Below are 15788 nucleotides of genomic sequence, written 5' to 3'. Positions count from 1 at the left end.
CCAGTTTTTAAAACCGTAGCGAACGGCAACGAATTGTGGCTGAGAAGCGGAGCTATGCTGTAGCACAGTGAGCATCGGAGGCCGCAAAGCGTGCCGCGCAGTAGGTTTTAGAAGTTGTAGCGTGCGCCCAGTGCCAGGCCGGTAGCCTTGCGGCCCTGGTCGGCGCTCTTGCCGAAGTGTTCCACTTCCGCCGTCAGCGAGACTTTCTCGTTGATTGCGTATTGGGCGCCGACGGAAGCGTACACGCCCGTCTTGTCGTTGCCGCTGATGCCGGTCGACAAGCCCGTGCCGCTCAAGCTGTTCTTGACCTTGGCCACGCCCAGCTTGCCGAACACGCCGACTTTGTCGGTCACGGGCATGGTGGCCTTGCCGGCCAGGTAGTAGCCGTGCGAATCGCTTTTCACGGAACCGTTGCCGGCGCCGGTGACATAGCTGTAATCCTTGCTGCCGAAATCGGCATAGCCGCCTTCGATTGCCCAGGTTTTATCGAAATCGTAACCGGCGAAGATCTTGGCGCCAGCCTTGTAGCCGCTGTGATTATCGGCGCTGGTGGCGCCAGGAATATCGAAGTTATAACGGTTGCCCGTGACGCCGGCACCCACATACGCGCCTTCGGCGTGGGCGGCGCTCATGCCGGTCAGTGCGGTAACGGATGCGATCATTGCAAACAGGATTTTCTTCTTCATCATGTTCTCTCTCTCAATTAGTGAATGGTGCCTGGATTCGCAGTTCAGCGAAGTGCGATGACTACACAATAACAGCCGAAAAAAGCTACGTCTTTCTCCATTCCGTAAGAACTGTGACAAGATGTAAGCTGACATTGCAAACTGACAATAACCGTAAAATACGCACCGTTGAGCGAACTTAAGATAGACTTAAGAGCATTAGCGATTTTCAGTCCAGAGGAGAAGTGCATGTACAAACGCCAGTTTCTCGCCGCCGGCATGGCCGCCGCGGCCTTGCCCGCCATCGCCCGGGCGGCGCCCGCCGGCCTGCGCGGTCCCGCCCTGCTGACCATCACGGGCAGCATCGACAAGCCGAACCGGGGTCCGTTCGACGCCGTGCGCGACCAGATGATGCACAAGCAAAAGATCAGTTTTGAGCGGGCGCGGGCCTTCGACTTTGCGGCGCTGGCGAACTTGCCGGCGCGCACCATCCACCCCACCCTGGAATACGATGGCAAGGCGCATGCCCTGCGCGGGCCGCTGCTGGTCGACGTATTGAAGGCGGCCGGCGCGCCCGAGGACGATGCCGTGCGGCTGCTGCTGCGGGCCGTGGATGGCTATGCGGCGGCGCTGACCGTGGCGCAGGCGCGCGCACAGCGTTTTATCGTCGCCACCCACCTGGACGGGCAGGCGATGGCGCTGGGCGGCCTGGGGCCGCTATGGGCGATCCACGATGCGGACCGCATCGCCGCCGTGGCGGCCCTGCCCCTGGCCGAACGGTTCGCCAGCTGCCCGTGGGCGCTGTATCACATCGGCGTGGAGGCGGGTTGACGCTACTTAAAACAACGCCAAACAAAACCGTAGCGAGCGGAAGGGAGAGGTGGCTGAGAAGCGGAGCTGTGCGAATGCACAGTGAGCATCGCAGGCCGCCTATACCGACGCGCAGTAGGTTTTGATAGGCGTTTAGGCGTAGGCTTCCGCCATCGACATGACGCGCGGCGAGATGGTGATGCCGTGTTCCTCGAACAGCGCCGTGATGGCCGCCAGGTTGTGCGTGCATTCCTCGGTTTTCCAGCCCTTGAAGATGTCCGTGCCATCCTTCTGGAAATGCAGGTCCAGCACCTTGCCCGCATCCTTGTGCAGGTAGGGCGAACTATAGGTGTTCTCGAAGCCGAGCGCCTTCAATTGTCCCAGCAAGGCATGCGGTGGATGGTCGGGATCGGTGGCGAGAAAAATGCCGAAGGTCTTGCCCGGTGGTTTCGCGGCGATGTCGACCTCGTAGATGCCGGGGGCCTTGCTGACGGACGTACTCTTTAAAAATAACATACAACACTCCCTGCGCGTAATGTCCCGCGCCTGAAACGGGCGGCAAGACAGGGGCGGTGCGCAATGATTCCCCTCGTCAAATCTTATTGCTAATTTGCATCTTTGTCGACAAATCGGCACTTTTATTTGGTAAGTCGTGGTTATCTTGTTGCGTTCGCCAAGGTAAATTGTCAATAAAGCCAGTTATCATTGCGCCAATACCCAGCCTGCTGCATACTTTTGGCTTGCATCACGATTGCCTTCCCGCCGGCCACCCCTCGTCTCCATGCGTCTTCTGTCGATCAAGTACCGCCTGCTCATACTCCTGACCCTGATCCTGGGGGCGGGCTTCATGGCCACCAGCCTGGCCAGCTACCTGGCTTCGCGCCAGGCCATCGAGCACGGCATCGCCGACCAGACCTTGCCATTGACGGGCGACAATATCTATTCCGAAATCCAGAAGGACATGCTGCGCCCCGTCTTCATTTCCTCGCTGATGGCGCACGACACCTTCGTGCGCGACTGGATACTCGCCGGCGAAAACAAGCCGGAACAGATCGTGCGCTACCTGGCCGAGGTCAAGAAGAAATACGGCGCCATCACCAGCTTTCTCGTCTCGGACAAGAGCAGCAAATATTACTATGCGGAAGGCACCCTGAAATCCGTCAGCCCGCAAGCCACGCGCGACATCTGGTACTACCGCGTGCGCGCCATGGACACCACCGACTATGAAACGAATGTCGACGTGGACATGGCCAACCGCGACAGCATGACCATCTTCATCAACCACCGCGTCTACGACTACGACGGCCAGTTCATCGGCGCCACCGGCATCGGCCTGACCCTGGCCACCATGAGCCACATCATCGACCGTTACCAGGCGCGCTTCCACCGCAACATCTATTTTGTCGACGGCGCCGGCGCTCTGGTGCTGGCGGGCAAGACCATGCGCAACGGGCACGGCAATATCCGCAGCCTGCCCGGCGTGAACGCCATTGCCGAGCAAATCATCAACCACCAGAGCGAACCGACGCACCTGTCGTACCAGCTGGGGCGCGCGCAAATCCTCGTCAACTCGCGCTTCATTCCCGAACTGGGCTGGTACCTGGTGGTCGAGCAGAATGTCAGCGACGAAGTCCAGTCGCTGCAGCGCGTCTTCATCTTCAACCTGGCCATCAGCTTTGGCGTCACCCTGCTGGTGCTGGTATTGACCCTGCTGACGGTGAACCGCTACCAGCGCCGCATCGAACGCATCGCCTCGACGGATGCGCTGACGGGGCTATTGAACCGCCAATCGCTGGAATTGCTGTTCCAGCGCGCCATGCTCTTGTCCAAACGCAACGAACAACCGATGTCCGCCATCCTGTTCGACATCGACTTCTTCAAGCGCGTCAACGATACCCACGGCCACCTGTGGGGCGACAAGGTGATCCGTGGCGTGGCCGACGTGGCGCGCGCCACCGTGCGAGAAAGCGACGTCATCACGCGCTGGGGCGGCGAGGAATACCTGGTACTGCTAAACAATTGCAGCCTGGCGCAAGCGGCGGAAGTGGCGGAAAACCTGCGCGCCGCCGTCGAACGCCACGATTTCGGCCTGCCCGCGCCGCAACTGCCCGTGACGATCAGCCTGGGCGTGGCCGAGTACCGACCAGAGGAAAGCGAGTCGGCCTTCTTCTCGCGCGCCGACAGCGCCTTGTATCAGGCCAAGCATCACGGCCGCAACGGCGTGCACGCCGCCTGAGTCATCCCCCGCGCTTGCGCCTGGCCAGATCCTGCGTGGGCGCCACCAGCGCCCGGTACAACTCGCCCGTGGCGGCATCCCAGCTTTGCACGGCCAGCTGCTGGCGTTGCACGGTGGCAGAGTCGCCGCGCGCGATGGGGCCGGACAGCGCGGGCGCGGCGCCCAGGCGGAACACGTTCGCCACCGCTTCCGTCACCAGGGGCTGGGCCAGTTCGCGCGCCACGGGCTCGGGAATGCCGGCCGCCTGGTAGGCGCGCAAGGCGGCATCGAGCACCGTCACCAGGTAATTGCTGGCGAAGACGGCGGCGGCGTGATACAGGGTCTTGGCGGCCGGGTCGATGGGCACGGGACGCGCGCCGATGGCGTTCAAGGCGGGCGTGAGGAAGGCCAGCGCCAGCGGATCGCCTTCGACGCCGCAAAACGTGCCGTCAAAGGTGGCGGCCACCTGCTGCGGGTCGGCAAAGCTGCGGATCGGGTGCGCGCTGGCGACAAAGGCGCCGGCCTGCGTGGCGGCCAGCAGCACGTTCGAGGCCAGCGCGCCGCTGCAGTGGAACACGATGGCGCCCGCCTGGCGTCCCTCGGCCACCAGCGCCGCGCAGGCCGGGCCGATCTGGTCGTCGGAGACGGCCAGCATGGTGACATCGGCGCGCCGCAAGGCCGCATAGCTGGCGACGGGAGTGCCGGCACCGATGAAATCGACAGCCGCCTGCGCCGACGCCATCGAGCGCGTCAGCACGTCCTGCACCAGGATTGCTCCGCCCTGCGTGCCATCCACGCGGGCGAACAAACGGCCCAGCACACGGCCCACATGGCCGGCGCCGATGATATTGAGGGTAACGTTCATGGCGATTTTCTAGAAGCTCGATCCCGGCTGGCGCAAAAATTCCAGCTCTTGCGGCGTGGAGGCGCGGCCGAGGATGGCGTTGCGGTGCGGGAAGCGGCCAAAGCGGGCGATCACTTCCTGGTGGCGCTCGGCGTAATCGAGCATGCCGTCAAAGCCGGGCTGCGCCTGCGACAGCAGCTGGAACAGCTCGACGGCGCGCGCCTGCATGGCCAGGTCTTCCGCGTGCTCGAACGGCAGGTAGACAAAAGCGCGCAGCATCGGCGGCAGCTGGCGGTCCTGCCCCGCGTCCGTCAAGGCGACGGCCAGCGCCAGCGCCTGGCCATCGCCGGCAAACGCGCGCGGCGTGCCGCGATGCACATTGCGCGTGAATTGATCGAGTACGATCAGGCGCGCCAGCGCGCCGTGCGGCGCCGTGTCCCACGCGCGCAAGCCGCCGTCGATGGCGGCATCGATCAGCGCGCCGAAACGTTCGCGTATCTGCGCATCGAAGCCGTCATCCTTGCGGAACCATTCCACGCGCGACTGGCCGTAGTCGGGGTTATCCGGCGGCAGGAACCAGAAATCGAGTACCTCTTGAGCCTGTGCATCCATGTCCATCCTCTCGGCATCCGTATCAGTTGCGGGCATGCGACAGCTGGAAGCCGGCGATGCCTTCGAAGGCGGCCAGTTCGGCCGACATGGCCGACAGGCTGGCGCCCGTGTTCTTGCCATGCGCGATGGCAACAAAACGCCATTCCTGCATGCCGTCCGTGCTGCCGATGGTCAGCGAGCCGCCGGCGATGTCGTAGCCGCGCTTGGCCGCCATGCGCCGCAGCGCATCTTCGCGCGGAATGAAATCGCGCTTGAAGCGCATGGTGATGGCCACCGCGTGGCGCGACGGCAGCCAGTTCTCCAGTTTTGACAGGAAAATCATCGCCATCGCACACAGGAAGGCCAGACCCATGGCCGACAGATAAAAACCGATGCCGACCATGATGCCGATCACGGACGAGGCCCAGATCGAGGCAGCCGTCGTCAGGCCGCTGATATTGAAGCCCTCGCGCATGATCACGCCGGCGCCGAGGAAACCCACGCCCGTGACGATGCCCTGGATGACGCGCGTGGGGTCGCTGCCGACGATGGCGCCATGGCCGCCGTACCAGAACTCCGGATAGCCGCCCAGCACCGTCAGCGCGGCCGAGGCCATGCAGACGAGGCTGTAGGTGCGCATGCCGGCCGCGCGCCCGTGATACGAGCGCTCATATCCCACCAGCAAGCCCAGCAGCAGTGCGCCAAGCAAGTTCAGCAGGATCACGCCATTCGTCGCCAGCTCGGCCGGCGACCAGTAGGCGCGCAGGAAGTCGATGGTCGGCATTTAGTCCTGGGGCTTTTTCGTCAACTGCTTTTCAAACGCCACATCGAGCTTGCTGACGCGGCGCGCCTTTTGCGGTCCCAGGCCATTCACGAAGGCGACAAAGGCGTCCAGTTCCAGCGGCGGGCACAGGGGCGGCAAGCCCGGGCCTTCCGTGAGGAAGAACAGTTCATCGCCCGTGCGCGCCATCGTGTAGAGGCGGTGGCCGGTGCGTTCCTTGAGCCGCTCAATGGCGGACGTGGCGCGGGTCGAGCGCATCAGATGGCTCCCGTGCGCTGTTCCAGCCACGCCAGCGCAGGCGCATCGGCCGGCGCGGCCAGGTGCGGCGCCAGGCGCGCACGCACGGTGGCGTGATAGTCGTTCAGCCAGGCCGCTTCGTCATCGCGCAGCAGCGAACGTTCCACGCAGCGCGTGTCGATCGGGCACAGGGTCAAGGTTTCGAAGCACAGGAATTCGCCGAAGGGCGTCGTCCCCGCGGGAACGTTCAGCACCAGGTTCTCGATGCGGATGCCCCACTGGCCGGGACGGTAGATGCCCGGCTCGACGGAGGTGATCATGCCCGGTTCCATGGCCGTCTGCGGCTCCGGCATGGCGGACTGCGAAATCGATTGCGGCCCTTCATGCACGTTGAGGAAGAAGCCCACGCCGTGGCCCGTGCCGTGGCCGAAGTCGATGCCTTCGGCCCACAGGGGCGCGCGGGCGATGGAATCGAGCATGGGCGACTTCACGCCGCGCGGGAATTGCGCGCGCGACAGCGCGATCATGCTGCGCAAGACCAGGGTGAAATCGCGCCTGTGCTCGGCCGTGATCGCGCCGACGGGGACCACGCGGGTGATATCCGTGGTGCCGCCCCAATACTGGCCACCCGAGTCGATCAGCAGCAAGCCGTCGCCTTCGATAGTGGCGGCCGAATCCGCATGGGCGTGGTAATGCATGATGGCGCCATGCGCATTGAAGCCGGCGATGGTGCCGAAACTGGGGCTGACAAACCCGGCGCGGCGGGCGCGGGCAGCCGTCAGGTGCTCGTCGACGCCGATTTCCGTCAACGGCGCACGTTGCGGGTCGGCCAGGGTGCGATCTAACCAGCTGAAAAACTCGCACAGGGCGGCGCCATCCTGCTCCATGGCGGCGCGCACGTGCGCCGCTTCGCCATCCGTCTTGCGCGACTTGGCCAGGGTGGTCGGGTTGATGGATTCGACCACCTGCACGCCATCGGCCACGGCCTGGCGCGTGCCGAACGTGATGCGGCGCGGGTCGAGCAGCAAGGTGGCGCCGGCCGGCAAGGCGGCCAGCGCGGCAGCCGTGCGGTCATAGGCGGCCACGTCCACGCCCTGCTCTTCCAGAATGGCGCGCAGGGCCGCCGGCACCTTGCCGTCGGCGACGAACAGGGTGGCGCGCTCGGGTCCCACCAGCGCATGCGCGAGGAAGACGGGGTTGTAGTTGACGTCCGCGCCGCGCAGGTTGAACAGGTAAGCGATATCGTCGAGGGTGGAAATCACATGGTGGCTGGCGCCCTGGGCCGCCATGCTGGCGCGCAGGGCCGCCAGTTTTTGCGTGCGCGACAGCGAGGGATACGCGGCCGCATGTTCAACCACGGGGGCGGCGGGCATGGCCGGGCGATCCGGCCACACGGCTTGCAGCACATCGGTGTCCGTGCGCAGGGTAACCTGCTCCCCCAGCGCCTGCTGCAGCAGGCGCGCATTGGCCAGGCCCAGCACGGCGCCGTCGACGGCTACCGTCTGTCCCGGCCGCATGGTTTCGCCCAGCCAGTCGATATACAGCACGCTGGCGCCGGATGGGATTTTCTTCAGGACGATGCCGCTGCCGGCCAGTTCGTCTTCCGCCTGTTCCCAGTAGCGGCCATCGGTCCATACGCCGGCAAACTCCTGCGTCACGACCAGGGTGCCGACCGACCCCGTAAAGCCCGACAGCCACTCGCGGCCCTGCCAGCGGGCCGGCAGGTACTCGGACAAATGCGGGTCGGCCGAGGGCACGATGCAGGCGTCGATATGCTGCGCGCGCATGGCGCTGCGCAGTTGCGACAAACGGGAGGCGGGAGTGGCTTGGTCAGATGTCTGCATGGGTGCGAAAATGGAGCGGTGCTGGGAAGTGCCTATGATACCGCGATTAGCAGCCGGGCTGCACTCAGTGCAGCGCCAGCAGCACCCCGGCGGTAGCGGCGATTTTTTCCAGCAGCGCCTCGTCGTAAGGCAGCCACGGCACGGCGCCCAGCTTGTTCCCCTTCGCGACCACCTCGGTCGCCACCTCGGCGCCGTCCAGCGTGACCCTGCCGGTGGTGAGGTGGATCGCGTGCCTGCCCACCATCAGGTGACGGGGCTCGAGCGCCATGCGCCCTGTTTCGATCTGCTGCGCAAACACCTGACGCAGCACGATGCGCCGCATGCCCGCCATCGGCCCCGGGGGCAAGTTGGCCAGATAAGACAAGCGCTCTTTGCGCTGCATGCTTTGCTCTTCTTCCACCAGCGCCAACGCGCTGGCGCTGACCAGCAGATCCACCGCGCGGCACGCTTCCGAATAGGCCACAGGCGCCAGCGGCATCATCTGCGCGGGCGCCAGCCCGTTGGACCTGCAGGCGCCGCCCGCGCCTGGATAGACGCGTCCCTCGAGGCGCAGCAATACGCGCCAGGCGCCGAACCCGCGCGACAAGCCTTCATCGTCGTCCAGCCGCCAGCCTTCGCGGCGGGCCAGTCCCAGCAAGGTAGGCAGCGACAGCTGGTAACCGGAAAATGGGGCGCTGCCGTCGCCGGGCGGTGCATATATTTCACGATACACCTGGCGCAGCGGCTGGCGCACGCGCCGCTGTGTAACCAGCGCCTGCCAGGCGGCGCGCTGCTCTCCGCTGCCGTGCAGGGGATGCCACAGGCCGATTTCGCCTTCTCCCTGCAGCGGCACATCCGCCGGCTGCCCCCATGCATCGATGGCACCCTCGCCATCGAGCATGAAAGCCTGGCCGTCGCCCGTGCGCCAGACCAGCGCGCGCGCCACCGTATCGATATCGGCATCGTCGCGCAAGGCGCGCCATTGATCCAGCCCCAGACGCACGTCGCTGGCATAGCCCGCTTCCAGGCGACGCGCCAGCAGGGCCTGGCGCCGCTTGCCCATAGGACCGGGCATGCCGATCCTCCAGGCGATATCGGGCCGTTCGGCTAGCGCCCGTTCGGCCGGTTTCAGATTGCGTTCCAGCTTCTTGTGGATGCCCGCATGGCGCACCTGCGCCAGCGCCGTGCGCAGGGCCAGCAAACTTTCCGGCGTGGGGATGGTTTCCACCGCATGGCCCAGCGCCATCGCCAACGACTGCGACGGCGCGCTCTTGGCCGTGCCGGGCGCGACGCATACCAAGGGCAGCAAGACGGTGATCACGGGCCTGAACCATGCATCATCGCGATAGGCGGCGACCCGCGCGGCGCGCGCCAGCACCTGAGAGTCTGCCGTGGCAAAGGCGGCATCGGCCGCATACGGCACGCCGCCGTCATGGATGGCGGCGATATGGCGTGCCGCCTGTTCCAGTATCGTGCGCGCAAATTCGACATACGCCGCATCGTCGGCCAGCACGACGGCGGGATCGGCCTCGCCGATACTGTCGCGGCTCCAGTGGCCGCTGTAGCGCGAGCCGGCCAGCGCCAACAGGGACGCTGGCGCCAACTGCGGCAGCAATTCCAATTCATGCAAGGTCAATGGCATCGGATAAAGGGCGTGACGATCCTCCATTGCCTGCGCAAATTGCGCAGGGGCGTCGCCGCCAGCAAGGCGCGCCAGCAGGTAGGCCTGGTAGGGGCACTCGGCCCAGCCCGAGGTTTTGCCGAGAATGCGCCGCGCCTGCCCCGCCGTGCCTGCCGGTGCCTCGCCCTGCAGGCAAGCCAGACAGCCGATGACATACTCCCATTCCCGGTTGTAATCGCCGGCCGCGTCCAGCGCATCAAGGAACATGGCGCCTGCCAGCGCCGGCGCCATGTTCATGCTGGTCGCTTGTGCCAATAGCGCCGTCGCCAGCTCGCGCCGCGCCGTATCGTCATGGCCGAAGCGCGCCGCGCGATGCAACGCCCCCCAGATGGCGCCCAGTTCTTCCGGTGTCCAGTCGTTGAAATCGACGGGCGGCCCCGCGAATCGCGCATGCTCGACAAAGCCGCCATCGAGGCGTACGCGCAGGGCTGCGGCACGCGTGGTCTCAGATGGCATCATCGGCCTCGTAGCGGCGCAAGCCTTCCAGGTCCAGCACGCGGATGCCGCCGTAATCGAGGCGCAGCAAGCCTTTCTTTTCCAGCACCTGCAAGGCCTGGTTGGCGCGCTGGCGCGAAGAGCCCGACAGCAGGCCGATTTCCTCCTGCGACAGCTGCACCAGCGTCTCCACGCCAGGGTACAAGTGCGAGTTGAACATCGACGCCAAGCAGCGCGCCACGCGCGTGTTCAGGTCCAGCAGGCGTTCGTTTTCCACCATGCCGATGAACTGGCCCAGGCGCTCGTTGAGCTGCATCAGCAGGAAGCGCGTAAACGGCAAACTCGTTTCCAGCAGCCAGTGGAAGGTGGCGCCGGGCAGGCGCGCTACGCGCGTATCGCGCAGGGCCATGGTGTCATATTTGCGGATTTCATTCTTCAGCAATGAACCTTCGCCGAACCAGCTGCCGGGCGGCACGCCGATGAAGGTCATGGCCTTGCCGGAGGCGGAAAAATTATTCATCTTGACCATGCCGCTGATGACGCCGATCCAGTTGTCCACCGGCTCGCCCTTGCGGCAGACAAAGCCGCCTTTCGGCACGAAAGTCTCGAACACATCCGCTTCGACCCGGGCCATTTGCACGGGATCGAGCAGCTGCGCCCAGTTGGCCGCGCGCACGGCATCCTTGAGACTGATATCAGGGTAGGTCATTGTGCGATGCACCATCGAAAAGTGGGTAAATGTCCCCGAAAAGACAACTTGGCAAACTAACGCAAGCTACTATCATTGCACAAACGCCTTACACATAAAAAACACAGAGCGCCATCCAACGAGGTGGGGCCTGAGACAAGCAACAGGGAGACACTGGTGCAAACGAATACCACAGCAACAATGCCGACTTTTCCGCGGCGCTTATTGCAACACGGGACCGTACGATCCGACAAGCCCGCCTTTCGCGAAAAACACCTGGGCATCTGGCAAACCTGGACCTGGCGCGAGGTCAACGACGAGGTGCGCGCGCTGGCCTGCGGCCTGGCCGCCATCGGCTTCCAGCGCGGCATGAACCTGGCCATCATCGGCGACAACCGTCCCCGCCTGTACTGGGCCATGCTGGCTGCGCAAAGCCTCGGCGGCGTGCCCGTGCCACTGTACCAGGACGCGCCGGCCGCCGACATGGCCTATGTGCTGCAGGATGCGGAAATCCGCTACGCCATCGTCGAAGACCAGGAGCAGGTCGACAAGCTGCTCGAACTTAAGGCCCTGTATCCGCACGTCGCCCACATCGCCTATGACGATGAACGGGGCATGCGCCATTACCGCCAGCCGGAACTGATGTCGTTTGCGGCACTGCAGACGCTGGGCCGCGCGTACGACCGCGAACATCCGGGCTTTTTCGACGCCGCCGTGGCAGCGGGCCAGGGCAGCGACTCCGCCGTGATCCTGTACACCTCGGGCACCACGGGCAAGCCGAAGGGCGTGTGCCAGAGCCACACGGCGCTGCTGGCCGCAGGCGTTGGCGGCGTCGCCTTCGATCAGCTCACCGACGAGGAAGACATCCTGTCCTACCTGCCCATGGCGTGGGTGGGCGACTGCCTGTTCTCGCTGGCGCAAGCCATGGTGGCCGGCTTCACCGTCAACTGCCCCGAATCGGGCGACACGGTGATGATCGACATGCGCGAAATCGGCCCCACCTGCTACTTTGCGCCGCCGCGCGTGTTCGAGAACATGCTCACCAGCGTGATGATACGCATGGAAGACGCCAGCAGCATCAAGCGCCACATGTTCAGCCATTTCATGGACGTGGCCAAGCGCTGCGGCGCGCAGATCTTGGATGGTAAGCCAGTCTCGCTGGCGGACCGCCTCAGCTACAAGCTGGGCGAGCTGCTCGTCTACGGCCCGCTGAAAAACGTGCTGGGACTGTCGCGCGTGCGCGTCGCCTACACGGCCGGCGCCGCCATCGGCCCCGACCTGTTCCGCTTCTACCGCTCCATCGGCGTCAACCTCAAGCAATTGTACGGTTCCACCGAAACCTGCGCCTATGTATGTTTGCAACCGGACGGCAATATCAAGTTCGACAGCGTCGGCTTGCCGGCGCCAGGCGTGGAAGTCAAGCTGGCGGCCAATGGCGAAGTGCTGGTGAAGTCGCCCGCCACCATGAGCGGCTACTTCAAGCGGCCCGACGCCACCGCCGAAGTGATCGACGACGACGGCTATTTCCATACGGGCGATGCGGGCGTGTTCGACGGCGAAGGCCACCTGAAAATCATCGACCGCGCGGCCGACGTCGGCAAGATGAATTGCGGTGCCATCTTCGCGCCCAACTACATCGAAAACAAGCTCAAGTTCTTCCCCTTCATCAAGGAAGTGGTGGCCTTCGGCCATGCGCGCGACCAGGTGTGCGCCTTCATCAACATCGACATCGAAGCGGTGGGCAACTGGTCCGAACGGCGCGGCATCGCCTACTCCGGCTACACCGACCTGGCGGCGCGCGCCGAGACCTATGGCCTGATCCGCGACTGCATCGAGCAAGTCAACGCGGAACTGGCAGCCGACCCGCTGATGGACCGCACGCAGGTGCACCGCTTCCTGGTGCTGCACAAGGAACTCGACCCGGACGACGACGAGCTGACGCGCACGCGCAAGGTGCGCCGCAAATTCATCGCCGAAAAGTACGCGGTGCTCATTTCCGCCCTGTATGAAGGCAAGGCAACGCAATACATCGAGACCCAGGTGAAATTCGAGGATGGCCGCCTTGGCTCGACCAGCGCCAACCTGCAGATCTGGGACAGCAAAACGTACCGGCCCCAGGGCCTGGCCGCATGATGGAGCACAGCACGATGCAAATGAACGAACCCGACGCCCATTTCGGCACGGCCCGCAAGACGGGCCCCGTGATCCTCGACCTGAAGAACATCTCACTGTCGTTCGGCGGCGTGAAAGCCCTGACCGACATCTCGTTTGACGTCAAACAGCATGAAATCCGCGCCATCATCGGCCCGAACGGCGCGGGCAAAAGCTCGATGCTCAACGTGATCAATGGCGTGTACCGTCCGCAGCAGGGAGAAATCATCTACCGGGGCGAACACCGGCGCGGCATGGACTGCTACCAGGCTGCCAAGTCCGGCATCGCGCGCACCTTCCAGAACATCGCCCTGTTCAAGGGCATGACGGTGCTCGACAACATCATGACGGGGCGCAACCTGAAGATGAAGTCGAATTTTCTCTTGCAAGCCCTGTACTGGGGCCCGGCGCGGCGTGAGGAAATCGAGCACCGCAAGAAGGCCGAGGAAATCATCGACTTCCTGGAAATCCAGGCCATCCGCAAGACGCCCGTGGGGCGCCTGCCCTACGGCCTGCAAAAACGGGTGGAGCTGGGCCGCGCCCTCGTGGCGGAACCGGAAATTCTGCTGCTGGACGAACCGATGGCCGGCATGAACGTGGAAGAAAAACAGGACATGTGCCGCTTCATCCTCGACGTCAACGACCAGCTGGGCACGACCATCGTGCTGATCGAACATGACATGGGCGTGGTGATGGATATCTCCGACAGGGTGGTGGTGCTCGATTACGGCAAGAAGATCGGCGACGGCACGCCCGACGAGGTGCGCAGCAACCAGGATGTCATCAACGCCTATCTCGGCGTGGCGCACTAGACGAGGAATAGCCATGAATATCAATTTTTTCTTTGAAGTGCTGATCGGCGGCCTGCTGTCGGGCGTCATGTACGCGCTGGTGGCGATCGGCTTCGTGCTGATCTACAAGGCTTCGGGCGTATTCAATTTTGCGCAGGGCGCGATGGTGTTTTTCGCCGCCCTCACCTGCGTCGGCATCATGGACAAGTTCGGCCTGTCGCTGTGGCTGGCCATCCCGCTGACGATGCTCACCATGATCGTACTGGGCATGGCCATCGAGCGCGTGGTCTTGCGCCCGCTCGTCAACCAGCCCGAAATCACGCTGTTCATGGCCACCATCGGCCTGACCTTTTTCATCGAAGGCCTGGCGCAGCTGATGTGGGGCTCGCAAGTGCACAAGCTGGACCTGCCCATCGAAGACGTGCCGATGCAATTCCTGATGGACCGCTTCGACATCAACATCTCGCAGTTCGACCTGATGGCGGCCGGCATCTGCGCGCTGCTGGTGATTTGCCTGGCCTTGCTGTTCTCGAAAACCAAGGTGGGCCGCGCCCTGCGCGCCGTCGCCGACGACCATCAGGCGGCACTGGCGGTCGGCATCCCGCTGCAGCGCATCTGGGCTGTGGTGTGGGGCGTGGCGGGCCTGGTGGCCATGGTGGCCGGCTTGCTGTGGGGTGCGCGCAACGGCGTGCAATTCGCCCTCACCTTCATCGCCCTGAAAGCGCTGCCCGTGCTGATCCTCGGCGGCTTTACCTCGGTGCCGGGCGCCATCGTCGGTGGCCTGATCATCGGCGCGTCGGAAAAGCTGGCCGAAGTCTATCTGGGCCCCATGGTGGGCGGCGGCATCGAAGGCTGGTTCCCGTATGTGCTGGCCCTGCTGTTCCTGCTGGTGCGTCCGGAAGGCCTGTTCGGCGAGAAGATCATCCGGCGCATCTGACGCCGCACCGCCGCCGCATGATGCATACGACGCACCCATCACAAAGGACACGCCATGATTTACCGTGAAGCAGGACAATTCAAGACCAGCTACCAGGCTGACAACCAGATTTTCCCGATCCGACAAGACCGCCTGGCGCTGACGGCCACGCTCCTCGTCGCCGTCTTCCTCCTGCCGTATTTCGCCTCGCCCTACATGCTGTCGGCGATCCTGATCCCCTTCCTGATCTTCGCCCTGGCGGCGCTGGGCCTGAACATCCTGACCGGTTACGCGGGCCAGCTGTCGCTGGGCACGGCCGCCTTCATGGCCGTGGGCGCGTTCGCCTCGTATAACTTCATGGCCCGCCTGCCGGGATTGCCGCTGCTCGTGTCGTTCATCCTCGGCGGCCTGTGCGCGGCCATGGTGGGCATCGCCTTCGGTCTGCCCTCCCTGCGCATCCGCGGCTTTTACCTGGCCGCCTCCACCCTGGCGACGCAGTTTTTTGTCGTCTGGTGCCTGACCAAGATCCCGTATCTCACCAACTACAGCTCCTCGGGCGTCATCACGGTGCAGAAGATGACCATCCTCGGCTACCAGTTCGATACGCCGCAAAGCAAATACCTACTGGTGCTGGCCATCGTGGCCGGCATGGCGCTGCTGGCCAAGAACATGATCCGCTCGAACGTGGGCCGCTCCTGGATGGCCGTGCGCGACATGGACATGGCGGCCGAGGTGATCGGTTTCCGCCTGATGCGCACCAAGCTCCTGGCATTTGCCGTCAGCTCGTTCTACTGCGGCGTGGCCGGCGCGCTGTATGCATACGCCTACCTGGGTACGGTGGAACCGGAAGCGTACAACCTGGACCTGTCCTTCCGCATCCTGTTCATGATCATCATCGGCGGCGTCGGTTCGATCCTCGGTTCCTTCCTCGGCGCGGCCTTCATCGTGCTGCTGCCCGTCTTCCTGAACACCATCGCGCATGGGCTGGCATTGCCGACCAGCGTGGCCTCGAACCTGGAACTGATGGTATTCGGCGCGCTGATCATCTTCTTCCTGATCGTCGAGCCGCACGGCCTGGCCAGGCTGTGGCAGATCGCGAAGGAAAAGTTGAGACTCTGGCCCTTCCCCCATTAACGGTTTTACTTCGCAGTTGGATGTCG

Annotated in this window: 15 protein-coding genes; 6 read left to right on the top strand and 9 right to left on the bottom strand. The window is 64.2% G+C overall.

Translation table 11 applies throughout. The annotated features are described in order from the left end of the window. Nucleotides 1-107 precede the first annotated feature (107 nt). Entirely contained in the window at nt 108-689 is a 582-nt protein-coding gene (locus tag O3298_RS21485; RefSeq protein WP_099665893.1) for a porin family protein, read from the bottom strand. Between the two features lie 225 nt (nt 690-914). On the opposite strand from O3298_RS21485, the gene O3298_RS21480 reads away from it, so the two are divergent. Next, the gene (locus tag O3298_RS21480) at nt 915-1496 is read left to right on the top strand and encodes a molybdopterin-dependent oxidoreductase (protein ID WP_305060503.1); all 582 of its coding nucleotides are present in this window, start codon (nt 915-917) and stop codon (nt 1494-1496) included. A gap of 132 nt (nt 1497-1628) precedes the next feature. On the opposite strand, the gene O3298_RS21475 is transcribed toward O3298_RS21480, so the two are convergent. Continuing rightward, nucleotides 1629-1991: a hypothetical protein gene (locus tag O3298_RS21475; protein WP_251349529.1), complete on the bottom strand. Its 363-nt coding sequence runs from the start codon at nt 1989-1991 to the stop codon at nt 1629-1631. 265 nt (nt 1992-2256) lie between these two features. On the opposite strand from O3298_RS21475, the gene O3298_RS21470 reads away from it, so the two are divergent. After that, nucleotides 2257-3711 (top strand): sensor domain-containing diguanylate cyclase, encoded by a 1455-nt coding sequence (locus tag O3298_RS21470; RefSeq protein ID WP_305060502.1) that lies wholly within the window; start codon nt 2257-2259, stop codon nt 3709-3711. A gap of 1 nt (nt 3712) precedes the next feature. Here O3298_RS21470 and O3298_RS21465 read toward each other — a convergent pair whose 3' ends face one another. From O3298_RS21465 to O3298_RS21435, 7 genes are all read right to left on the bottom strand, one after another. Continuing rightward, entirely contained in the window at nt 3713-4555 is an 843-nt protein-coding gene (locus tag O3298_RS21465; protein WP_305060501.1) for a Rossmann-like and DUF2520 domain-containing protein, read from the bottom strand. 9 nt (nt 4556-4564) lie between these two features. Continuing rightward, on the bottom strand, nt 4565-5152 hold the full coding sequence (locus O3298_RS21460; RefSeq protein ID WP_305060707.1) for a DUF924 family protein: 588 nt from the start codon (nt 5150-5152) through the stop codon (nt 4565-4567). A 16-nt stretch (nt 5153-5168) separates the two neighbouring features. Continuing rightward, nucleotides 5169-5909, bottom strand: a complete 741-nt coding sequence (locus O3298_RS21455; protein ID WP_099665898.1) for an MgtC/SapB family protein — start codon at nt 5907-5909, stop codon at nt 5169-5171. Beyond that, on the bottom strand, nt 5910-6164 hold the full coding sequence (locus tag O3298_RS21450; RefSeq protein WP_077398459.1) for a hypothetical protein: 255 nt from the start codon (nt 6162-6164) through the stop codon (nt 5910-5912). Further along, nucleotides 6164-7987 (bottom strand): aminopeptidase P family protein, encoded by a 1824-nt coding sequence (locus O3298_RS21445; protein ID WP_305060500.1) that lies wholly within the window; start codon nt 7985-7987, stop codon nt 6164-6166. Before O3298_RS21445 ends, O3298_RS21450 begins: the two co-directional genes overlap by 1 nt. Before the next feature lie 64 nt (nt 7988-8051). After that, entirely contained in the window at nt 8052-10106 is a 2055-nt protein-coding gene (locus tag O3298_RS21440) for a DUF4132 domain-containing protein (protein ID WP_305060499.1), read from the bottom strand. After that, nucleotides 10093-10791, bottom strand: a complete 699-nt coding sequence (locus O3298_RS21435; RefSeq protein WP_099665901.1) for a Crp/Fnr family transcriptional regulator — start codon at nt 10789-10791, stop codon at nt 10093-10095. The genes O3298_RS21440 and O3298_RS21435 overlap by 14 nt, the downstream gene beginning before the upstream one ends. 180 nt (nt 10792-10971) lie before the next feature. Between O3298_RS21435 and O3298_RS21430 the strand changes: the two genes are divergently transcribed. Genes O3298_RS21430 through O3298_RS21415 form a run of 4 tightly spaced genes read left to right on the top strand, consistent with a single transcriptional unit; the run spans nt 10972 to nt 15762 of the window. After that, on the top strand, nt 10972-12903 hold the full coding sequence (locus tag O3298_RS21430) for an AMP-binding protein (protein WP_289905945.1): 1932 nt from the start codon (nt 10972-10974) through the stop codon (nt 12901-12903). 14 nt (nt 12904-12917) lie between these two features. After that, nucleotides 12918-13733 carry an ABC transporter ATP-binding protein gene (locus tag O3298_RS21425; protein WP_251349535.1) on the top strand — a complete coding sequence of 272 codons (816 nt, stop codon included), beginning with the start codon at nt 12918-12920 and terminating at the stop codon, nt 13731-13733. 19 nt (nt 13734-13752) lie between these two features. After that, on the top strand, nt 13753-14649 hold the full coding sequence (locus O3298_RS21420) for a branched-chain amino acid ABC transporter permease (protein ID WP_198521486.1): 897 nt from the start codon (nt 13753-13755) through the stop codon (nt 14647-14649). 54 nt (nt 14650-14703) lie between these two features. Further along, nucleotides 14704-15762, top strand: a complete 1059-nt coding sequence (locus O3298_RS21415; protein ID WP_034752817.1) for a branched-chain amino acid ABC transporter permease — start codon at nt 14704-14706, stop codon at nt 15760-15762. The last annotated feature ends 26 nt before the right edge of the window (nt 15763-15788 follow it).

The organism is Janthinobacterium sp. SUN137 (genome assembly GCF_030587265.1).
In the GTDB taxonomy this organism is placed as follows: domain Bacteria; phylum Pseudomonadota; class Gammaproteobacteria; order Burkholderiales; family Burkholderiaceae_D; genus Janthinobacterium; species Janthinobacterium kumbetense.
This window is presented reverse-complemented; position numbering and strand designations above follow the sequence as displayed.